Below are 20,066 nucleotides of genomic sequence, written 5' to 3'. Positions count from 1 at the left end.
GCCCCGCGCCGGCATTTCCCGGGTGCTCAGGCAACGCCGCGCCGCCGGTCGCGGCGGTACAGCGCATAGCCCAACGGCCACATCACGCCCACCATCAACCGCGCCCACGGGTTTGTCAGGCGGTAGGCCTGCAACGCCGTCGGCACGCCCGAGTGCTTCAGGTGCAGCCGGAAGCGCGTGTAGCGCGCGGCGGCCATGATGAATTCGCGTGGCCGGAAGCGGAAGAATTCCAGGTGGTGCTGCAACATGTCCCAGGCCAGCAGGTACAGGCCCTGGGCGTTGTTGTGCACCGAGACCGCCCCCTGGCTGAGCCCGCCCGGGGTGTCGTGGTAAGTGCGCACGACCTGGTTGATGAAGCGGCTGAGATAGCCAGCCCGCGCGATCGCCCACCACACCAGGCTCTCGGGCACGAACCCGGCCACGTCTTCGGGGAACGGAAACTTGCGCAGGATGTCGGTGCGCATACAGCCGAACTTCTCGCCCTTGATGCGATAGCGGAAATACACGTCGACCGCGGTGCTGTCGAACACGTCCTGCGGATAGCGGTCGCCGACGATGCTGCCGTCCGGCCGCGCGCACAGGCCGGTGATGGCCACGTACGAATCGCGCCGCGCCGGCGGAATGGCGTCCCAGGCGGCCTTGAACGTGGCCAGCGCCTCGGGCGGCATTTCGTCGTCGCTGTCCAGCGCCACGACCAGTTCGCCGCGCGCCTCGCGCACGCCGCGATTGAAGGCGGTTTTCTTGTGCTGGTTGTTCTGCCAGACGTAACGGATGGGGAAGGCGGCGCGCTGCTGCCAGTCGAGCACGGCTTCGTGGGTGTTGTCGGTGGAACCGTCGTCCACGATCACCCACTCGAAATCCCGGTAGGTCTGGCGGGAAAGCGATTCATACACCCGATGCAGCGTGCCCGCCCGGTTGTAAGTGGGGGTGAGGACGGTGAAAAACGTCGGCGTAGCGGTCATGCGAACTGTGCCCCTTTGCGATTTCCGGCAAACCGCTGCGGTCTTGGTCTGTGTGTTGTTTTCGCCTGAAGTTTAGGGGATATGCCTGTGCCAACTGATGCCATGGCATGCAAATTTGCAATCAAATCTGACAATGTGCGGATTTCCAGACGCTTCCTAGCTTCCGCTCCGGCCGTTGGGCACCTGCCCGGAGTGGCGTAAACTCGGGCGGCCCACACCGGAACGCCTATGGAAGCTTCGACCGTCCAGCTCAATGACATCGCCTTGTTCGTAGAGGTTGCCAAGCGCAAGAGCTTCAGCCTGGCCGCCCGGGCCCTGAACATGCCCACATCGACGTTGTCACGCCGTATCAACGAGCTGGAACGGGCGATCGGGCTGCGCCTGATCAACCGCAATACCCGCCGGCTGGACCTGACCGAGGCGGGCGCGGCCTACATGAGCCGCTGCCAGGGCCTGATCGACGAGGCGCGCCTGGCGCACGAGCAATTGCAGGCGTTGTCGGGCGGCCCGTCCGGCAATCTGCGGGTGTCGATGCCCTATAGCCTGGCGATCTGGCTGCTGCCGGAGACGATCAAGGATTTCACCGACCGCTATCCGGAGGTGGAGTGCGAGTTCGACCTGAGCATGATGACGGCATCGGACGCGCAGGGTACGCCGTTCGACATCGTGCTGCGCTTCGGGCGCGACGGCGACTATCCTTCGGCCGCCGCGGACAACGGCAATGGCGCCGCGCCGGTGCCGCGCAGCGATGGCGCGGTGGTGCAGGAGCTGGTGTCGCTGGACAATTACCTGTATGCATCGGACCGCTATCTGGAGCGCTTTGGCGAGCCCAAAACGCCGAGCGACCTGATGCAGCACCAGTGCCTGCGCACCACCATCGACGACGCCCATTCCTATTGGACGCTGCACAACGGCAAGGTGACCGAGCAGGTGCCGGTGAGCGGCCATCTGGCCGCGAACAACATGAGCATCGCGGGGACTTTCGCGGGGCTGGACCTGGCGATCACGCGCATGCCGCACTGCCAGGCGCTGGATCCGATCATCAAGCGCAATTCGCTGCGGCGGGTGTTGCCCGGGTGGTCGGTGGATCCCATTTCGATCTACGTGGTGTATCCGTCGAGTATTCAGCCGGCCAAGACGCGGGCGTTCATGGATTTCATTCGGCCTAAGTTGGGGCCGGCTGAGTAGTCTTCGTTTTTGGGCGATGCGGGTTCTTGAGCCGCGCGTGGCGGGATCGGCGGGGGATGGCGTCGGGCGTTGGGGCGGTCGGCTTGCTTGGCGTGCTGGTGACCGTCAGGAGTGGAGCGGAGGATCTTGCGGGGCCCGCCTCAAACCGGCCGCGCGGGCGGCCTTTTGAGGCTTACGCGGTGTCTTGCGTCGGGATGATGGCGCTCTCGCGTGTGCGAAGGGGCCAATCAGCTGGCCTGTTGATGCATGTCCTGCACACGGAGCGGACCGAAAGAGGGCTTACCAAGCCAAATACGTCCCTATTTTTTGGCGTTCCCGGCTCTCCAGGCAAGCCCCCCAAATTGGCACCCTCGCCACTTTCAGGCTAGAATGCCGAGTTACCCAATTTCCCCGCCAGCCCGATTTCCGGTTGTGCGGCCGGGTCGAAGACGCCCGCAAGCCAAGCTTGAAGGCGGCTTCGCCCCGCTAATTCGATTTCCGCAAATTCAACAGGAGAATCAACATGGCTGAACGCAAACGCGTGCGTCGCAACACCCTGGAACGCCGTTGCCTGGGCAAGGCCTTCAAGCGCTTGTTCGTCAAGTCGCCCAAGGGTGTGTTCAAGATGCTGGAAAAGATCAAGCGCGTCTAAAATGACACGCGGGCCGCGCCAGGTTCCTGGCGTGCCGCCTGATCGAAAAAAAATCCCCGCTGGTGCGAACCGGCGGGGATTTTTGTTTGGGCCGGCGGTTGGGGCCGGCTGTTGAGACGCCCCTGCCTCAGGTCCGCAGCCTGGCCAGCACCTGCTCCGCCCGCGGCAGGGGGTCGACGGCGCCATAGCCCAGCGTCGACAGCGCCGCCGCCACGTTGGCGTAGCGCACCGCGTCGGCCCAGCCGTCGCCCTGGCAGCGGCGCGCCAGCAGGCTGCCGGCGAAGCAGTCGCCGGCGCCGGTGGCGTCCACCGCATCCACGCGCAATGCCGCGACCGGTGTGCGGGTCTTGCCGTCGTCGATGATGGAGCCGTCCTTGCCCAGTTTCAGCACCACCACGCCGGTCGCGCCGGCGTCGCGGATCCAGTCGAGGGTGCGCTCGGGGTCGTCGTTGCCGGTCAGGTGCTGCATGTCGTCCATGCTTGGCAGGAACAGGTCGGCGTGGCGCAGCGCCTCGCGCAGTACGGCGCGGGCCCGGTCCAGCGGCCACAGGCGCAGCCGCAAGTTCGAATCCAGGCTGACCTGCACGCCGGCGGCGCGGGCGCGGGCGATGGCGGCGAAGACCGTGTCGCAGGCGCTGGTGCTGATCGCCAGGCTGATGCCGGAGACGTGCAGGAAATGGGCGCGTTCGATCAGGCCGCCGTCGAGGCTGGCGGGAGTCATGAGGCTGGCGGCCGAGCCACGTCGCAGGTAGCTGAAGGCGTGGCCGTCGGGGCCGTGCTGCACGAAGTACAGGCCGGTGTGCGCATTGGCGTCGACCTCGACGCCCGAGGTGTCCACGCCCTCGTCGCGCCACAACGCCAGGAACTGCGCGCCGAAGGCGTCGTCGCCCACGCGGGTCAGGTAGGCGCAGCGCGCGCCCTGGCGGGCCGCGGCGATGACGGCGTTGGAGGTGTCGCCGCCGAAGCCTTGCAGGTATTGGCGCTGGTCCTGGCTGGTCTGGTTCAGTTCGACCAGCGGCTCGCCCAGCGCGACGATGTCGAAATCAGCCATGGGCGGCCTCGCGGGTGCGGGTGATCTGGGCCACCAGCGCGGCGGTGTCGCGCGCGGCGAAGGCGGCCTTGTCGTAAAGGTTGCTGCCGATGCCGACCAGGCCGGCGCCGGCGGCGAAATAGGAAGCCATGTTCTCGGCGGTAACGCCGCCGGTGGGGCAGAACACCGTGTCCGGGTAGACCGACTTCAACGCCGCCAGGTGCTTGGGGCCGCCCGTGTCGGCGGGGAACACCTTGACCACGTCGACGCCGGCGCGGCGCGCGGCCAGCACTTCGGTGGGCGTGAAGGCGCCCAACAGGCACAGGGCGTCGGCGGCGTGCGCCAGGTCGACGATCTCGCAGGCCAGGGCCGGCGACACCAGGAAATCGGCGCCGGCCACCAGCGCCTCGCGCGCCTGGGTTTCATCCAGCACCGTGCCCACCCCCAGCAGCAGCGCGGGGCCATGCTTGTCGCGCAGCGCGCGCACCAGATCGGTCACGCCGGGAATGGTCCAGGTCAGTTCGAGGGTGGCGCAGCCGGCGGCCACGGCCACCTCGGCGGCATAGGCCGCGGTGGCGGCGTCCTGGTAGCGCAGCACAGGCACCACCCGCGCGGCGAGCAAGGCGTCGAGTTTCGAGGCAAGAGGAGCAGCGGTCATGGCATTCCTTTCGGGGCGGATCGTTCAGGCGCCGCCGGATGGCAGCACGGCAAGTTTGGCCGTGGCCGCATCACGCAGCCGCAGCAGGGGTTCGATATAGGCGGACTGCGGATCGTCGCGGCGCCGGAACAGCAAGGTGCTGATGCTGACGCAGGCCACCGGGTGGCCCGCGGCATCGCGCAGCGCCACGCCGTAGCAGACGATGCCGGGCTCGTTTTCCTCGTTGTCCATGGCGTAGCCGCGCGCCGCCGTTTCGGCCAGGGCCGCGCGCAACGCGGGCAGGCTCGCCAGCGTGCCGGGCATGCGCGATTCCAAGGGCAGATCGCGCAGCAGGGGTTCGCGCGCGGCATCGCCCAGCGCCGCCAGATAGGCCTTGCCCACCGCGCTCGAATGCAGCGCCACCGCCGCGCCCACGCGCGAGGCCATGCGCACCGGGCCGGGGCTTTCAAGCTTGTCGATATAGACCATTTCCGTGCCGGCCGGCACCGCCAGGTGCACGGTTTCGCCGGTGGCGTCGCGCAGCGCCCGCAGGTCGGCCGCCAGCGTGGCGCGCAGGTCGAACTGCGACCAGGCGCGGCTGGCCAGCGACAGCAGGCGGGGTCCGAGGCGGTAAACGCCGTCGGTCTCGGCCACCATGCCCTGCTCGGCCAGCGCCGCCACGATGCGGTAGACCGTGGGCCGCGGGTAACCGCAGCCGCGCGCCAGCGCCGCCGCCGTAGGCGGACTGGGCGCGTCCGCCACCGCCTGCAGCACCGTCATGAATTTGGCGAACGCCGCGGCGCCCGCCACCTTGGATTCCGACACCATCACCCCCATCTCGGGAAGATGCCCAGCGTTAACAATGCCCGTGCAGAATGCGGGCCGCTCGAAGCAAATCGCGCCAATTTCAGATGAATCTGCGATACTGTTTATTTGTACAGCAGCGGAGCGCATGATTGACCACATTATGGACACATGCCTCACGATATAGGCAATTATTCCACATCGCCGCGCCCGGAACCAGCCACAGGCCGCCGTCCGGGGCCGCCTCCTCCCTCAGGCTACGATACCGTCCATGAGCTCCCAAATCCGCATCGTTGGCGCCCGCCAGAACAATCTCAAGAACCTGGACCTGACCATCGCCACCGGCGAACTGGTGGTCGTGACCGGCGTGTCGGGGTCCGGCAAAAGTTCGCTGGCCTTCGACACGCTCTACGCCGAGGGCCAGCGCCGCTACGTGGAAACCTTCTCGCCCTATGCGCGCCAGTTCCTGGACCGCATGGACAAGCCGCAGGTGGATCGCATCGAAGGCATCCTGCCTGCCATCGCCATCGACCAGACCAACCCGGTGCGCAGTTCGCGCAGCACGGTCGGCACGATGACCGAGCTCAATGACCACATCAAGCTGCTGTTCGCGCGCGGCGCGCGCCTGCACTGCCGCGGCTGTGGCAAGGTGGTGCAGCGCGACACGCCGGAATCGATCCACCGCTCGCTGGCCGAACGCTCGGCCGCGGCCGGCGATCCGCGGCTGGTGGTGACCTTCCCCATCGCCGTGCCGGCCAACTTCACCGAAGACGAAGTGCGCGGCTTCCTCGAACAGCAGGGCTATACCCGCGTGCACGCCGAGGAAACCGCCGTGCCGAACGCCACCGCGCCGGCCAAGGGCGCCAAGAAGGAAAAGGGCAAGGCCAAGGCCGCCACCGAGGAACGCCGCATCCTGCACGTCATCCAGGATCGCTTCCGCTTCGCCGGCACCGAACGCGAACGCGTGATGGAAGCGCTGGATACGGCACTGCGCATGGGCGCCGGCCACCTGGCCGTGTACGTCATGGACGCCGAGGGCGCCGACGCGCACATCTGGAAGTACAGCGACCGCCTGCACTGCGCCGACTGCAACATCGAATACACCGACCCGCTGCCCAGCAGCTTCTCGTTCAACTCGCCGCTGGGCGCCTGCGAGGCCTGCCGCGGCTTCGGTCGCGTGATCGGCATCGACTTCGGCCTGGTCATCCCCGACGAGAACAAGACCCTGCTGGAAGGCGCCATCAAGCCCTGGACCACGCCCTCGTACAAGGAATGCCAGGACGACCTGCAGAAATACGCGCCGCGCGCCGGCATCCCGCTGGGCGTGCCGTGGAAGAGCATGAGCGAGGAGCACAAGCGCTGGGTGCTGTACGGCACGCCCGACTGGAAGGGCGGCAACGACGCCTGGAAGCACCAGTGGTACGGCGTGCAGCGTTTCTTCGACTGGCTCGAGACCAAGTCGTACAAGATGCACGTGCGCGTGCTGCTGTCCAAGTACCGCAGCTACACCCCCTGCCCCACCTGCAACGGCGCGCGCCTCAAGCCCGATGCGCTGCTGTGGCGCCTGGGCACCAAGGCCGAGGCCGACAGCGTGCTGCCGCCGGAAGACGGCCGCTACAAGCGCTTCATGCCGGTCGGCGCCAACTGGAGCCGCGAGCAGCTCGACAAGCTGGACGGCCTGTCGATCCATGACGTGATGCTGCTGCCGATCGAACGGGTGCGCGCGTTCTTCGACAAGCTGTCGTTCGAAGGCGCGCTGGACGCCGCCACCGACCTGCTCATGACCGAGGTGCGCGCGCGCCTGAAATTCCTGTGCGACGTCGGCCTGGGCTACCTGACGCTGGACCGCCAGAGCCGCACGCTGTCCGGCGGCGAGGTGCAGCGCATCAACCTGACCACCGCGCTCGGCACCTCGCTGGTGAACACGCTGTTCGTGCTGGACGAGCCGTCCATCGGCCTGCACCCGCGCGACATGCACCGCGTGGTCGAGGTCATGCACCGGCTGCGCAACGCCGGCAATACGCTGGTGGTGGTGGAGCACGACCCGCAGGTCATGGTGGCCGCCGACCGCATCATCGACATCGGCCCCGGCCCCGGCGAACGCGGCGGCCAGATCGTGTTCGACGGCACGCCGGCGCAGTTGCGCGCGGCCCGCACGCTGACCGGCGACTATCTCGGCGGACGCCAGCGCGTCGAAGCGCCGCGCCCCATGCCGGTGGCGGCCAACACGCCGCGCCTGCTGCTCGAAGGCGTCAGCGCGCACAACCTCAAGAATGTCTCGGTCGAGCTGCCGCTGGGCCGACTGGTGTGCGTCACCGGCGTGTCCGGCTCGGGCAAGTCGACGCTGGTGCAGGACGTGCTGTTCCCCGCCCTGCTCAAGCAGAAGGGCAAGCCGTCGGAGGCGCCGGGCGCCTTCGAGCGCCTGCTGGGCGCCGAGCAGATCGCCGACGTCGTCATGGTCGACCAGACCCCGATCGGCAAGACCGCGCGTTCCAACCCGGCCAGTTACGTGGGCGCGTTCGACGCGATCCGCAAGCTGTTCGCGCAGGCGCCGCTGGCGCGTGAACGCGCCTACACCGCCGGCACCTTCAGCTTCAACGGCGGCGACGGCCGCTGCCCCACCTGCGGCGGCACCGGCTTCGAACACGTCGAGATGCAGTTCCTGTCCGACGTCTACCTGCGCTGCCCCGATTGCGACGGCAAGCGCTTCCGCCCCGAAGTGCTGGAAGTGCGCGTCGAGCACCTGGGCAAGAGCGCCTCGATCGACGAGGTGCTGGAAATGACCGTGAGCGAGGCGCTGGAGTTCTTCAAGGGCCTGCGCGACGTGCAGACGGGCCTGGCGCCGCTGGCCGACGTCGGCCTGGAATACGTGCGGCTGGGCCAGCCGGTGCCGACCCTGTCGGGCGGCGAGGCGCAGCGCCTGAAGCTGGCCGGTCACCTGGCCGAGGCGGCGCGCAGCGGCATCTCCACCGCCAAGGTCGCCAAGAAAGGCAGCCTGTTCCTGTTCGACGAACCCACCACCGGCCTGCACTTCGATGACGTCGCGCGCCTGATGCGCGCCTTCCGCAAGCTGCTGGCCGCGGGCCACACGTTGCTGGTCATCGAGCACAACCTGGACGTGATCCGCGCGGCCGACTGGCTGATCGACCTGGGCCCCGAAGGCGGCGACGCCGGCGGCCTGGTGATCGGCGTCGGCACGCCGCAGGACCTGATGGCCAACCCCGCCTCGCACACCGGCGCGGCGCTGCGCGACTACGAAGTCAGCATCCTGCCGGCCGACGTGGTGGTCAGCAGCGACATCGACGCGCAGGAAGCCGAGCAGGCCGGCCTGACGGCCCGCATCGCCGAGCCCACTGCCGCCTATGGCGCCGGCGAAGGCACGCCGCTGCAATCCGTCATGCGCAAGCGCCGCCAGGACAACATGGCGATCGAGATCCGCAACGCGCGCGAACACAACCTGAAGAACGTCAGCGTCGAGATCCCGCGCGACAAGTTCACGGTGATCACCGGCGTGTCCGGCTCGGGCAAGTCGACCCTGGCCTTCGACATCCTGTTCAACGAAGGCCAGCGCCGCTATCTCGAATCGCTCAACGCCTACGCCCGCGCCATCGTGCAGCCTGCCGGCAAGCCGGATGTGGACGCCATTTTCGGCATCCCGCCCACCGTGGCCATCGAGCAGCGCACCAGCCGCGGCGGCCGCAAGTCGACCGTGGCCACGATGACCGAGATCCACCACTTCCTGCGGCTGCTGTACGTGAAGCTGGGCACGCAGTACTGCCCGGACTGCAACGTCGCGGTCGAACCGCAGAACACCGACCAGATCGTGGCGCGCCTGCTGCGCGAGCGCAAGGGCGAGCACATCGGCCTGCTGGCGCCGCTGGTCACCGCGCGCAAGGGCTACTACACCGACCTGGCAAAGTGGGCCGGCTCCAAGGGCCACACGCACCTGCGGGTCGACGGCGAATTCATCCCGGTGGCGCCGTGGCCGCGCCTGGACCGCTACAAGGAACACACCATCGAACTGCCCGTGGCCGACGTGGTGGTCGACCCGGCCAACGAGGCCGACCTGCGCGCCGCGGTCAAGAGCGCGCTGGAAAACGGCCAGGGCGTGATGTCGGTGGTGTGGCCGGTGGACAAGCTGCACGAGGCGCTGAACAGCGAACTGCAGCAGCAGCACTTCTCGGTCAAGCGCGCCTGCCCCTCGTGCGGCACCAGCTTCCCCGAGCCCGATCCGCGCCTGTTCTCGTACAACTCCAAGCATGGCTGGTGCACCGGCTGCTTCGGCACCGGCCTGCAACTGCAGGGCTTCGACGAAGAACAGACCGGCGAGGAAACCGCCTGGAACGCCTGGTACGAGGGCGAGGCCAAGGTCTGCACACAGTGCGACGGCCAGCGCCTGAACCGCGTCGCGCGCGCCGTGCGCTGGCGCGACAAGTCGATCGCCGAGCTGGCCTCGCTGCCGGTATCGGACGCGCATACTTTCTTCACCGGACTGGTGGCGCGCGGCCGCGAAGGCGAGATCGCCCGCGACATCCTCACCGAGATCCGCGGCCGCCTGAACTTCATGCAGGAAGTCGGCCTGAACTACCTGGCGCTGGACCGCGCCGCCCCCACCCTGTCGGGCGGCGAGGCGCAGCGCATCCGGCTGGCGGCGCAGCTGGGCTCGAACCTGCAAGGCGTCTGCTACGTGCTGGACGAGCCCACCATCGGCCTGCACCCGCGCGACAACCGCATCCTGCTGGACGCGCTGGCGCGCCTGGAAGGCAACGGCAACACGCTGGTGGTGGTCGAGCATGACGACGACACCATCCGCCGCGCCTCGCACATCATCGACATCGGCCCCGGCGCCGGCATCCGCGGCGGCCGCGTGGTGGCGCAGGGCAGCGCGCAGGACCTGATCGACGCGCCCGAATCCGTCACCGGCCGCTACCTGGCCAAGCCGCTGCAGCACCCGCTGCAAGGCCGCCGTCCGGTCGAGGCCGACACGCCCATGATCGAGATCAAGGGCGCGCGCCTGCACAACCTGCGCAGCGTCGACGCCAAGATCCCGGTCGGCCGCCTGAGCGTGGTCACGGGCGTGTCCGGTTCCGGCAAATCGACGCTGGCGCGCGAAGTGCTGCTGGACAACCTGATGCAGGCCGTCTCGCAGGGCAAGGCGCCCGGCTGGGCCGGCTGCGAAAGCATCAAGGGCTGGGAAGCGATCGACCGCGTGCTGGAAGTGGACCAGACCCCGATCGGCAAGACGCCGCGTTCGTGCCCGGCGACCTACGTCGGCTTCTGGGACGACGTGCGCAAGCAGTTCGCCGACACGCGCGAAGCGCGCATGCGCGGCTGGACCTCGGCGCGCTTCTCGTTCAACACCGGCGACGGCCGCTGCCCGATCTGCGAAGGCCAGGGCATGCGCACCATCGAAATGAACTTCCTGCCCGACGTGAAGGTGCCGTGCGACGCCTGCAACGGCGCGCGTTTCAACAGCGACACGCTGAGCGTGCAGATGCGTGGCAAGAACGCCGGCGAGCTGCTGGCCATGGAAGTCGATGACGCCATCGAATACTTCGCCGCCCATCCCAAGATCCATCGCCCGCTGCAACTGATGCAGGACGTCGGCCTGGGCTACCTGACGCTGGGCCAGCCGTCGCCGACGCTATCCGGCGGCGAGGCGCAGCGCATCAAGCTCGTGACCGAGCTGTCCAAGGCGCGCCTGACCGACGGCCTGATCAAGACCGGCCGCGCCTCGCGCATCCCGCACACGCTGTACGTGCTGGACGAGCCGACCGTGGGCCTGTCGATGGCCGACGTGGAAAAGCTGATCCACGTGCTGCACCGCCTGGTGGAAGCCGGCAATACGGTGGTGGTGATCGAGCATAATCTCGACGTCATCGCCGAGGCCGACTGGCTGCTGGACCTGGGCCCCGAGGGCGGCACCGGCGGCGGCAAGCTGGTGGCGCAGGGGTCGCCGGAACACGTCATGACCTTGCGCGACCACTCCCACACGGGCCGGGTGCTGACGGAGTTCCTGGCACAACAATAAAGAGCGTCATGCATTGTCGTTTTGAAGACCGGCTGGCCGGCCGCGCCCTGCGGCTGGACGGCTTCCTGGCCCGTATCGAGGCGCGCGCGGCGGCCGAGGTCGGCCCCGCGCTGGCCGCCATCGACGCGGCGCGCCAGCGCGGACACTGGGTCGCACTGCTGCTGGACTACGAGCTCGGCGAATGGCTGTTGCCCGAAGCCACCCGGCCCGCGCCCGCCGGTCCCTGGACGCCGCCGCATGATGACGGCCGGGCGCGCCTGACGGCGTTGGTGTTCGAGCGCCAGATCGACGAAACGCCATGGGACGCGCCCGACGCCGACAGCCCGCCGGCCGCCCTCAGCATCCCCACGCCGCGCATGACCGAGGCCGGCTACGTGCGCCAGATCGACGCCATCCGCGAACTGATCGGCGCCGGCGAGCTGTACCAGGTCAACTACACCCAGCCGCTGGACGTGCAGTACCAGGGCGACGCGGCCACGCTGTATCGCCGCATCGCCGCCCGCAATCCGGTGGCGCACGGCGCCTACATCGAGGACGGCGCGCGCACGGTGCTGTCGTTCTCGCCCGAACTGTTCGTGGCCCGTCGCGGCCCGCGACTGACCACCCGGCCGATGAAGGGCACGGCGCCGCGCCACCCCGATCCGGCCGAGGACCAGCGCCTGGGCCAGGCGCTGCTGGCCAGCGACAAGAACCGCGCCGAGAACCTGATGATCGTCGACCTGCTGCGCAACGACCTGGGCCGGCTGGCCGAGCCCGGCTCGGTCAAGGTCGAGGCGCTGTTCTCGCTGGAACGCTATCCCACCGTCTGGACCATGACCTCGACCGTGTCCGCGCAGGCGCCGCACGCCACGCTCGAGGACGTGCTGCGCGCGCTGTTCCCGTGCGGCTCCATCACCGGCGCGCCCAAGGTCGCCGCCATGCGCCGCATCCGGCAAATGGAGGCCGCGCCGCGCGGTCTGTATTGCGGCAGCATCGGCTGGCTGGCGCCGGACGGCGACTTCTCGCTCAACGTGGCGATCCGCACGCTGGTGCTGGATGCGGCCGGCCATGGCGTTTACAGCGTCGGCGGCGGCATCGTGCACGACTCCGAACCGGCCGAGGAATGGCAGGAATGCCACTGGAAGGCCCGCATCCTGCGCGCCTGAGTGCGCAATCCGTGTCCACGGGGTAGGATAGACCCCGGCCCCGCCCTCCTTCGCCCGCCGTTTACCAGGAGCCCGCATGCAACCCGAACTGATCGAGACCATCCTGGTCGACGCCGAGCGCCGCGTGCCGCTGCTGGCGCGCCACCTGCACCGCCTGGAGCATTCCTGCAAGGCGCTGGGCTACACCTGGGGCGGCAATGCGGTGCAAAGCGACATCATGATCGCCGCGCTCAGCCTGAACACCCCCGGCTCGCACCGCCTGCGCCTGTTGGTCGCGCGCGACGGCAGCCGCCACATCCAGACTGCCATGCTGCCGCCGTTGCCGGCGGCGCAGGAAATCATGCTGGCTCCCGAGGCGCTGCGCTCCTCCGAACCGCTGCTGCGCTACAAGACCACCTACCGGCCCTGGTACACCAAGACCATCGAATGGCTGCCGGCCCATCCGCACATCTTCGACCTGGTCTACCTGAACGAACGCGGCGAGCTGTGCGAAGGCAGCCGCAGCAACGTCTACCTGCGCCTGGATGGCGACTGGTACACGCCGCCGGTCGACAGCGGCTGCCTGCCCGGCGTGCAGCGCGCCGAACTGCTCGATACCGGCAACGTCAGCGAACGCGTGCTGACCCTGGCCGACCTGCACGCGGCCGACGAGATCCGGCTGTCCAACGCCCTGCGCGGCTGGTTCAAGGTCACGCTGCGCGAAACCTGAATCCCGCCGCGCCGGGCGGTGAGTACGCGGTCCCCTAATCCGCGAACTGCTCCACCACCACCTGCCGCAGCCACTGGTTGGCCGGCTCGCGGTGGTTGCGGGCGTGCCAGAACACGTTGATGACGGACTCGGGGATCTTCACCGGACAGGGCGCGGTGGCCAGGCCGAAGGGCTTGCAGGCGCAATCGGCGAAGCGCCGCGGCACCACCGCGATCATGTCGGTGGCCTGCAGCACCGGCCCCACCGCCATGAAATGCGGCACCGTCAGGCGCAGGCGCCGGCGGATGCCGGCCTGCTCGATCACCTGGTCCACCACCCCGTGGCCGGTGCCCTCCGACACGATGGCGACATGCTCGGCGGCGCGGAACTGCCGCGCCGACACGCCGGTGCGCGCCAGCGGATGATCCTCGCGAAAGATGCACACATAGGGCTGGCGGAACAGCCGGCGCTGGAAGAAACCGTGCTTCAGGCCCGGCAAAAAGCCCATCGCCAGGTCGATGCGACCGCGCTCCATCTCGTCCTTCACGTCGATCGAGGTGGTGCGCACCGTGCGGATGGTGACGCCGGGCGCGGCATCGTCCAGCGCCCGCATCAGGCGCGGCAGGAAGTAGGTCTCGCCGACGTCGTTGACGCCGATGACGAAGGCGCGCTCGCTGCGCGCAGGATCGAAGCTGGCGCGCGCATTGAGCGTGCCGTGCAGCGCCGCCAGCGCGTCGGCGATCGGCTGCGCCAGCGCCTCGGCATAGGGCGTGGGCACCATGCCGCGCGAGGTGCGCAGGAACAGCTCGTCGCCCAGCAGTTTGCGCAACCGCCCCAGCGCGTTGCTGACCCCCGGCTGCGAGATGCCCAGGTTCTGCGCCACCGCCGACACCCGGCCGTGCTTGCACAGCTCGTTGAACACGACCAGCAGGTTCAAGTCCATGTCTTGCAGGTTCATGCTTGTCTCCACCAATATTTATTTTGGTGATTGTTGTCATCATCCAGATTCTATTTATTTATTTCACACCCTGGCCGATGATGCAACAAACGCCTGCGCCGATGTCGCGCAGGCTCCGATGGATGAAGGAGACAACCATGCGCCATCCCCCCGTCACGCCCTGTAGGCGCGGCCGCCTCGCCGGAGGCCGCCGATGAACACTCCCCTGGATAGCGCGCCGGACGCGATCGCCGGCGCCGCCGCCAACTCTGCCTGCCCCGCCAGCGCCGCCCGCGAACAGCCGCTGTCGTTCATGCCCCCCTGGCAGGGCGACGGCAGCCACCGCATTCCCTTCGGCGTCTACACCGACGCCGCCCTGCACCAGCGCGAGCTGGAGCGTTTCTTCTACCGCGGCCACTGGAGCTACGTCGGCCTGGAAGCGGAAATCCCCAATCCCGGCGACTTCAAGCGCACCGCCGTGGGCGAGCGTTCCGTCATCCTGCTGCGCGACAACGACGGTCAGGTGCGCGTGGTGGAGAACGTCTGCGCCCATCGCGGCGTGCAGTTCTGCCGCGAACGTTCCGGCAACCGCAGCGAGTTCGTCTGCCCCTACCACCAGTGGAACTACGACCTGCAGGGCAACCTGATCGGCGTGCCGTTCCGCCGCGGCGTCAAGCAGGACGGCCGCGTCAATGGCGGCATGCCGCCCGATTTCAAGCCGGAGGATCACGGCCTGACCAAGCTGGCCGTGGCCTGCCGCAACGGCGTGGTGTTCGCCTCGTTCGACCACGACGTCGAGCCGCTGGAAGACTACCTGGGCCCGGACATCCTGCACTACTTCGACCGCGTCTTCGACGGCCGCCAACTGGTCATCCACGGCTACAGCCGCCAGCGCATCCCGGGCAACTGGAAGCTGATGCAGGAGAACATCAAGGACCCGTACCACCCCGGCCTGCTTCACACCTGGTTCGTCACCTTCGGCCTGTGGCGCGCCGACAACCGCTCGGAACTGAAGATGGACCGCCATTTCCGCCACGCGGCCATGATCTCGACCCGCGGCCAGGGCGGCAAGGGCAGCGTCACCAGCGGCGTGTCCAGCTTCAAGGAACAGATGACGCTGAACGATGACCGCTTCCTGGACATCGTGCCGGAACCCTGGTGGAACGGCCCCACCGCCGTGCTGATGACGCTGTTCCCCAGCGTCATCATCCAGCAGCAGGTCAACTCGCTGTCCACGCGCCACATCCAGCCGGTCGGCCACGACGCCTTCGACTTCGTCTGGACCCACTTCGGCTTCGCCGACGACACCCCCGAGATGACACAGCGCCGCCTGCGCCAGGCCAACCTGTTCGGCCCGGCCGGCTTCGTCTCGGCGGACGATGGCGAAGTGATCGAATTCTCGCAATCGGGCTTCGCGCAGAAGCCCTGGCACCGCAGCGTGGCCGAACTGGGCGGCAAGACCGCCGAGAACACCGACCACATGGTGACCGAAACCCTGATCCGCGGGATGTACGCCTACTGGCGCCGCGTGATGGAAGCGGAGGCGTGAACATGCTGGACTTTCCCCTCTACTACCAGTTGACCCGGCTGTACGCCGACTACGCCGCCGCGCTCGACGCCGAGCAATGGGAGCAATGGCCGGAGTTCTTCCTGGAGGACTGCGTCTACAAGGTGCTGCCGCGCGAGAACCACGAGCGCGGCTATCCGCTGGCGACCATGTCGTTCGAGAGCCGCGGCATGCTCAAGGATCGCATCTACGGCGCCACCGACACCATCTTCCACGACCCCTACTACCAGCGCCACGTGGTCGGCGCGCCGCGCGTGCTGTCGGTGCAGGGCGACCGCATCGAATCGGAAGCCAACTACGCGGTGTTCCGCACCAAGCCGAACCAGCTGACCACGGTCTACAACGTCGGCCGCTACCTGGACGTGATCCGGCAGACGCCCGACGGGCTGAAGTTCGAGTCGCGCCTGTGCATCTTCGACAGCGAGCTGATCCCGAATTCGCTGATCTACCCCATCTGACCAGGACACCAAGACATGAGTACGAACTGGATCAAGGCCATCGCGCTGGCCGACGTGCCGGACGAAGACGTGATCGCCGTGCAGGCGGGCGACCGCGAGATCGCGCTGTACGGCGTGGAAGGCAACGTCTACGCCACCGACAACCTCTGTACGCACGGCAATGCGCGCCTGTGCGACGGCTTCCTGACGGGCCACGAGATCGAGTGCCCGCTGCACCAGGGCCGCTTCGACGTGCGCGACGGCCGCGCGCTCTGTTCGCCGCTGCGCGACAACCTGGCGACCTATCCGGTCAGGATCGAGGACGGCGTGGTGTTCGTGGCGCTGTGACCCGGGCGCGGCGGCGTTCCGTGACGGGCCCGTCGCCGCCCAGCTAGCCTTGCAACGCCAGCCGCAAGGCCTCGTTGGCGGCCGCCATGCCCATGGCCGCGGTCACGGTGACCACCGAGCCATAGCCTGCGCAGGACAACCCCTGCGGCGCCACGGCCTGCGCCGAGGCGCCCATATCGTCCTCGGCCTCGGCCTGCCGCGTCCATTCATCGGGCAGGATGGCGGGCTGATCGAACCACAGGGCATGAATCCCCATCTTCGGCACGCGCTTAAGCGCCTTGCCATTCTTGTCCGATGCGCGCGGAAACCCGTGTTCGCGCCGCAGCTTGTTGCGCAGCTTGGACAGCAAGGCGTCATTGACCGCGGCCGACAGGTCGCCGGCGCGCAACGCCAGCGGATCGGTCTTGCCGCCGGCGCCGCCGCACAGCAGCATCGGAGTCCCCAGGGCCCGCGCATGCAGGATCATGGCGATCTTGGCGGCGGCCTGGTCGGTGCAGTCGATGATGGCGCTGTAGGGGCCGGGCAGCACTTGCGCGACGTTTTCCGGAGAAACGAAGTCGTCCACACGGGTCAGGCGACATTCGGGATTGATGGCCAGGATGCGTTCGGCCATGGCATCCACCTTGGATTGTCCCAGGGTCTGCGTCAGGGCGTGGATCTGCCGGTTGACGTTGGATTCGGCGATGTGGTCCAGGTCGATCAGCGTCAGGGCGCCGACGCCGCAGCGGGCCAGCGCTTCGACCGTCCACGAGCCTACGCCGCCCAGGCCGGCGACGGCGATGTGGGCGTTCTGGAGGCGGGCGGGAGCGTCGGGGCCGTAGAGGCGGGACAGGCTGCCGAAGCGGCGGGCGATGTCGGCTTTTTCTTCTGGAGCGGTCATGGGGGGTATTTTATATGGGCGCGCGTCGGGCGATCCCCCCGTGTCTTTTCAGGGCGAAGGTTGCCATTCATCCCGGACATAACCCGGTGCAAGGCCCGTCACGACCACCCCGTCCGGCGTGGCCGGCCCGGCCGAGACCACGACCGACCGCTCGGGGGAGCTTGCCGATTCGCGAAACCGGACAAGGCTCTTTCCCGCGTCGGTACGAATCGCCGTGGCCGGCACCACCATCGCCTGCTCATCATGAAATATCACGATCGAGGCGCTCGCCGTCATTCCCAGCCGCACCACCGCCTGTTGCGCCGCCGTCAGCGGCGGCAATGCAATCACTACCGGATACATCGTGCCCGCCTGCGAGTCTCCTTCGAGTCCCTGCACCCCGATCGATTTCAATTCGCCGGAAAGCGCCAGGTCCCTGAATCCTTCGCCACGTATTTCCACCGGCTGGCCTGGACGCAGCTGATTCAGATCCGTCTCGTCGACCTTGGCCACGACATGGACCCGCGCGACGTTGGCGATGGCCAAGAGCCCCTGGCCCTGCCCTACCTTCGTACCCGCCTGCAATGGCGCTCCCGCGGCATCCTGCCTGCCATCGACGTTGCCCGGAACTCGGACCACAACGCCGGAAAACGGCGCCACCACCCCGCCCGAGGCCTCATCGGCCAGCGCATTGAGCCTGGCCGTGGCATTGGCCAGTTCCATTTCCGCGAGTTGCCGCGCTTGCCCCTTGCCGCGTTCCCGGGCGTTGGCGAGTTCCGCCTCTGCCGAGGCCACCGACAGGGATTGCATCTTTTCCTGCTGGATCAAAGCATCCAGCTCCATGCGGGGCACGATTCCGCGCTCATAGAGCTGCCTGGTCTCAACCAGCTTCTGATGCGTGTCGCTCACGCTGAGACGCGCGCTCGACAGGGTTTGACGAGCGCGGGCGACGTCAGGGCCCGACTCCCAGTGATCGATGTCGCTCAGGACCTTGCGCGCCTTGATCTGTTCGCTCAGCGCCTGGCGTCGCTGTATGTCGAGTTGGGTCACATCCATCTCGAGCAGGCGCTGGCCCGCCTCCACCCGCTGCCCTTCCGACACCTCAAGCGACTTGATATTGCCATCGAAAGGTGCCGTGATTGTGACGATCTGCGCCGAAACGATCTTTCCCGCCACGCCCAGACGAATCTCGACCGGCCGAGGAGAAACCAATGTCCAGGGCGAGGGTTTATCTTGCGCCCTGCCGCCAGGCGGCCGATGCCATGCAAAGGCGATCGCCGCGACGGCAAGCAGGGCCACGCCCGCCGCCATCAGGCCGGATTTATAGGCAAAGAGCTTAGTCATTCAGCGAGATACCCCAACTTTGCAATGTCATGCCAAGCTTCAGGTCCAGCTGCGCCTGTGCATCCAGATAGCCGATCAAGGCATTGAGTCGGGCGTTCTCCGCCCCGCGTAGATCGGTTTCAAAGGCCAGCACCTGAAAATTGCTCGATCGTCCTGCCTGCAGTTTCTGGTGTTCGATCTCGAGCTTCTTGCGTGAAAGATCGCGGACGCGCCCCGCGATTTCGTACTGGCGCCATCGCGAGGCCACTTCCCGCACCGCGTTGTTCACGTCCAGCGTCAACTGCTGTTCGGCGTCCTCGAGCAGCAGCGCCTGGTTGTCCGCGTCGGCTTTTGCATGGACGGCAGCCTGTCGCGCGCTCAGGTCCCCGATCGGTATCTGGACCTGGACACCCACATACCCGTCCCAATGGCGATCGGACACCGGCTCCGAATGGCTCGATCGCCTTGTCCGCCCTTGGCTGGCGCCGCCCATCAGGGAAACATCCCACAGGCGGTTGTCGCGCGCGACCACAAGATTGATATCGGCCTGTTCCCGGGCGATCACCTGCTGCAAATAGCGCGGTTGGTGCGTCAACGCGATGCGCTGGGCATCCTGCACGCCGAGCGTCGAGGGCTTTTTCCCAGGCGTGTCGCTGGCCCGGATCCGGCTGCGCAGATCCAGGGCCAGCAGTTGCAGCAACATCAATCGGCTGGCGTTGAGATCGTTATCGGCATTCTCGACATTGAACTCCTGGGCGGCCACATCGGCCTCCGTCTGCACCAGGTCGACCCGCGCCATGCGTCCGGCGGCGATCAGCGCCTGGTTGATCTCCAGAAGCGCTTGGGAACGCTGCAATGCCGCCTTGGCGAGGGTGACTTGCTCCTGCGCCCGCATCAATTGCCAGTAGGCCTGGACGATCTGCGTGACGGTCTGGGAAACCGAATCCTGCAAGGCCAGCCGATTGCTTTGCTCGATCAAGCGCGCCATGCGCAAGGGCGCGGTTGCCACCTCGCGGCCCGCGCCGCGCAGCAAGGGTTGGATGATCGCGAGCGTGACGCCGTCGTCCCGGAACCCGCCCGCCCGGTTGGCCTTGCTCAATTGGCTGGTCCAACCCAGGCTGAAACGCGTGCCGAATTCCCCCACCATCGTCGCCGCGGGCGAAAGCACCCCCTGCCGCGAACGGTCGTCCTGATTGCGGTTGCCGGTGATCTGTCCGGTAACGAGAAGCTTGGGCGAAAAGAAATCCTCGGCCACGCGCAGGTCGAACTTCTGCGCCACGCGGGTCAGGTAGGCGCTGCGTATGCCGCGATTGGCGCGCAAGCCGAGAAAGACGGCATCGGTCAAGGTCAGATCGACGACGCCCTGGCCCACCACGGCCGGCGCCTGATACGGCATGGTCGGGCGAGACGGCAACGGCTCATCACCCGCGCGTGCCACGGGTGACAGCGCCGCCAACCCAAGCGCCACGATGAGCATCC

At 67.7% G+C, this 20,066-nt stretch carries 17 protein-coding genes; 9 read left to right on the top strand and 8 right to left on the bottom strand.

Annotation, left to right across the window (positions count from 1 at the left end):
* Positions 1-26: 26 nt before the first annotated feature.
* A complete protein-coding gene (locus tag AT699_RS04785; RefSeq protein WP_006388945.1) occupies positions 27-962 on the bottom strand; it encodes a glycosyltransferase family 2 protein in 936 nt (311 codons plus the stop codon).
* A gap of 228 nt (positions 963-1,190) precedes the next feature.
* On the opposite strand from AT699_RS04785, the gene AT699_RS04780 reads away from it, so the two are divergent.
* Both AT699_RS04780 and AT699_RS32360 read left to right on the top strand, forming a co-directional pair.
* Complete coding sequence (locus AT699_RS04780; protein WP_024067838.1) at positions 1,191-2,150, top strand: LysR family transcriptional regulator; 960 nt, start codon at positions 1,191-1,193, stop codon at positions 2,148-2,150.
* Between the two features lie 502 nt (positions 2,151-2,652).
* Positions 2,653-2,781 (top strand): hypothetical protein, encoded by a 129-nt coding sequence (locus AT699_RS32360; protein ID WP_006226408.1) that lies wholly within the window; start codon positions 2,653-2,655, stop codon positions 2,779-2,781.
* 127 nt (positions 2,782-2,908) lie between these two features.
* Here the strand turns inward: AT699_RS32360 and AT699_RS04775 are convergent, their stop codons facing one another.
* The 3 genes from AT699_RS04775 to AT699_RS04765 are packed head-to-tail and all read right to left on the bottom strand — an operon-like array spanning position 2,909 to position 5,285.
* Positions 2,909-3,832, bottom strand: coding sequence for a sugar kinase (locus tag AT699_RS04775; RefSeq protein WP_024067837.1), 924 nt, complete (start codon positions 3,830-3,832; stop codon positions 2,909-2,911).
* Positions 3,825-4,469 carry a bifunctional 4-hydroxy-2-oxoglutarate aldolase/2-dehydro-3-deoxy-phosphogluconate aldolase gene (locus AT699_RS04770; protein ID WP_024067836.1) on the bottom strand — a complete coding sequence of 215 codons (645 nt, stop codon included), beginning with the start codon at positions 4,467-4,469 and terminating at the stop codon, positions 3,825-3,827. The genes AT699_RS04775 and AT699_RS04770 overlap by 8 nt, the downstream gene beginning before the upstream one ends.
* Positions 4,470-4,493: 24 nt before the next feature.
* Entirely contained in the window at positions 4,494-5,285 is a 792-nt protein-coding gene (locus AT699_RS04765; protein ID WP_053498301.1) for an IclR family transcriptional regulator, read from the bottom strand.
* A gap of 238 nt (positions 5,286-5,523) precedes the next feature.
* Here AT699_RS04765 and uvrA point away from each other — a divergent pair, with 238 nt between their 5' ends.
* The 3 genes from uvrA to AT699_RS04750 all read left to right on the top strand — a co-directional run bounded on the left by uvrA (position 5,524) and on the right by AT699_RS04750 (position 13,137).
* Complete coding sequence (uvrA, locus tag AT699_RS04760) at positions 5,524-11,283, top strand: excinuclease ABC subunit UvrA (RefSeq protein WP_020925020.1); 5,760 nt, start codon at positions 5,524-5,526, stop codon at positions 11,281-11,283.
* An 8-nt stretch (positions 11,284-11,291) separates the two neighbouring features.
* Positions 11,292-12,428 (top strand): aminodeoxychorismate synthase component I, encoded by a 1,137-nt coding sequence (locus tag AT699_RS04755; protein WP_024067833.1) that lies wholly within the window; start codon positions 11,292-11,294, stop codon positions 12,426-12,428.
* 76 nt (positions 12,429-12,504) lie between these two features.
* Positions 12,505-13,137 carry an aminotransferase class IV family protein gene (locus tag AT699_RS04750; protein WP_024067832.1) on the top strand — a complete coding sequence of 211 codons (633 nt, stop codon included), beginning with the start codon at positions 12,505-12,507 and terminating at the stop codon, positions 13,135-13,137.
* Positions 13,138-13,171: 34 nt separating this feature from the next.
* Here AT699_RS04750 and AT699_RS04745 read toward each other — a convergent pair whose 3' ends face one another.
* The gene (locus AT699_RS04745) at positions 13,172-14,074 is read right to left on the bottom strand and encodes a LysR family transcriptional regulator (RefSeq protein WP_006388935.1); all 903 of its coding nucleotides are present in this window, start codon (positions 14,072-14,074) and stop codon (positions 13,172-13,174) included.
* On the opposite strand from AT699_RS04745, the gene AT699_RS31435 reads away from it, so the two are divergent.
* From AT699_RS31435 to AT699_RS04730, 4 genes are all read left to right on the top strand, one after another.
* On the top strand, positions 14,073-14,240 hold the full coding sequence (locus AT699_RS31435) for a hypothetical protein (RefSeq protein WP_153228280.1): 168 nt from the start codon (positions 14,073-14,075) through the stop codon (positions 14,238-14,240). The two genes, AT699_RS04745 and AT699_RS31435, sit on opposite strands and share 2 nt — an antisense overlap.
* A gap of 126 nt (positions 14,241-14,366) precedes the next feature.
* Positions 14,367-15,602, top strand: coding sequence for an aromatic ring-hydroxylating dioxygenase subunit alpha (locus AT699_RS04740; protein WP_053498310.1), 1,236 nt, complete (start codon positions 14,367-14,369; stop codon positions 15,600-15,602).
* A gap of 2 nt (positions 15,603-15,604) precedes the next feature.
* The gene (locus AT699_RS04735) at positions 15,605-16,078 is read left to right on the top strand and encodes an aromatic-ring-hydroxylating dioxygenase subunit beta (protein ID WP_049053759.1); all 474 of its coding nucleotides are present in this window, start codon (positions 15,605-15,607) and stop codon (positions 16,076-16,078) included.
* Positions 16,079-16,093: 15 nt separating this feature from the next.
* Complete coding sequence (locus tag AT699_RS04730) at positions 16,094-16,405, top strand: non-heme iron oxygenase ferredoxin subunit (RefSeq protein ID WP_024067829.1); 312 nt, start codon at positions 16,094-16,096, stop codon at positions 16,403-16,405.
* Positions 16,406-16,448: 43 nt separating this feature from the next.
* On the opposite strand, the gene AT699_RS04725 is transcribed toward AT699_RS04730, so the two are convergent.
* Genes AT699_RS04725 through AT699_RS04715 form a run of 3 tightly spaced genes read right to left on the bottom strand, consistent with a single transcriptional unit; the run spans position 16,449 to position 20,064 of the window.
* Positions 16,449-17,285 (bottom strand): tRNA threonylcarbamoyladenosine dehydratase, encoded by an 837-nt coding sequence (locus AT699_RS04725; RefSeq protein ID WP_024067828.1) that lies wholly within the window; start codon positions 17,283-17,285, stop codon positions 16,449-16,451.
* A gap of 48 nt (positions 17,286-17,333) precedes the next feature.
* Entirely contained in the window at positions 17,334-18,608 is a 1,275-nt protein-coding gene (locus AT699_RS04720) for an efflux RND transporter periplasmic adaptor subunit (RefSeq protein ID WP_058207220.1), read from the bottom strand.
* Positions 18,601-20,064, bottom strand: a complete 1,464-nt coding sequence (locus AT699_RS04715; protein ID WP_024067826.1) for a TolC family protein — start codon at positions 20,062-20,064, stop codon at positions 18,601-18,603. Before AT699_RS04715 ends, AT699_RS04720 begins: the two co-directional genes overlap by 8 nt.
* Positions 20,065-20,066 lie beyond the last annotated feature (2 nt).

The sequence above is a fragment of the Achromobacter xylosoxidans genome (assembly GCF_001457475.1).
GTDB classification, from domain to species: Bacteria; Pseudomonadota; Gammaproteobacteria; order Burkholderiales; family Burkholderiaceae_B; genus Achromobacter; species Achromobacter xylosoxidans.
The sequence above is the reverse complement of the archived record's forward strand: the minus strand, read 5'-3'. Positions and strand labels throughout refer to the sequence as shown.

What these genes read in the sequence shown, in the direction of transcription:
- AT699_RS04755 (WP_024067833.1), top strand. Translation starts at nt 11,292, where the DNA reads ATGCATTGTCGTTTTGAAGACCGGCTGGCCGGCCGCGCCCTGCGGCTG.
- AT699_RS04780 (WP_024067838.1), top strand. Translation starts at nt 1,191, where the DNA reads ATGGAAGCTTCGACCGTCCAGCTCAATGACATCGCCTTGTTCGTAGAG.
- AT699_RS04745 (WP_006388935.1), bottom strand. Translation starts at nt 14,074, where the DNA reads ATGAACCTGCAAGACATGGACTTGAACCTGCTGGTCGTGTTCAACGAG.
- AT699_RS32360 (WP_006226408.1), top strand. Translation starts at nt 2,653, where the DNA reads ATGGCTGAACGCAAACGCGTGCGTCGCAACACCCTGGAACGCCGTTGC.
- AT699_RS04730 (WP_024067829.1), top strand. Translation starts at nt 16,094, where the DNA reads ATGAGTACGAACTGGATCAAGGCCATCGCGCTGGCCGACGTGCCGGAC.
- AT699_RS04735 (WP_049053759.1), top strand. Translation starts at nt 15,605, where the DNA reads ATGCTGGACTTTCCCCTCTACTACCAGTTGACCCGGCTGTACGCCGAC.
- AT699_RS04740 (WP_053498310.1), top strand. Translation starts at nt 14,367, where the DNA reads ATGCCCCCCTGGCAGGGCGACGGCAGCCACCGCATTCCCTTCGGCGTC.
- AT699_RS04785 (WP_006388945.1), bottom strand. Translation starts at nt 962, where the DNA reads ATGACCGCTACGCCGACGTTTTTCACCGTCCTCACCCCCACTTACAAC.
- AT699_RS04725 (WP_024067828.1), bottom strand. Translation starts at nt 17,285, where the DNA reads ATGACCGCTCCAGAAGAAAAAGCCGACATCGCCCGCCGCTTCGGCAGC.
- AT699_RS04765 (WP_053498301.1), bottom strand. Translation starts at nt 5,285, where the DNA reads ATGGGGGTGATGGTGTCGGAATCCAAGGTGGCGGGCGCCGCGGCGTTC.
- AT699_RS04715 (WP_024067826.1), bottom strand. Translation starts at nt 20,064, where the DNA reads ATGCTCATCGTGGCGCTTGGGTTGGCGGCGCTGTCACCCGTGGCACGC.
- AT699_RS04770 (WP_024067836.1), bottom strand. Translation starts at nt 4,469, where the DNA reads ATGACCGCTGCTCCTCTTGCCTCGAAACTCGACGCCTTGCTCGCCGCG.
- AT699_RS04775 (WP_024067837.1), bottom strand. Translation starts at nt 3,832, where the DNA reads ATGGCTGATTTCGACATCGTCGCGCTGGGCGAGCCGCTGGTCGAACTG.
- AT699_RS04720 (WP_058207220.1), bottom strand. Translation starts at nt 18,608, where the DNA reads ATGACTAAGCTCTTTGCCTATAAATCCGGCCTGATGGCGGCGGGCGTG.
- AT699_RS04750 (WP_024067832.1), top strand. Translation starts at nt 12,505, where the DNA reads ATGCAACCCGAACTGATCGAGACCATCCTGGTCGACGCCGAGCGCCGC.
- uvrA (WP_020925020.1), top strand. Translation starts at nt 5,524, where the DNA reads ATGAGCTCCCAAATCCGCATCGTTGGCGCCCGCCAGAACAATCTCAAG.
- AT699_RS31435 (WP_153228280.1), top strand. Translation starts at nt 14,073, where the DNA reads ATGCTTGTCTCCACCAATATTTATTTTGGTGATTGTTGTCATCATCCA.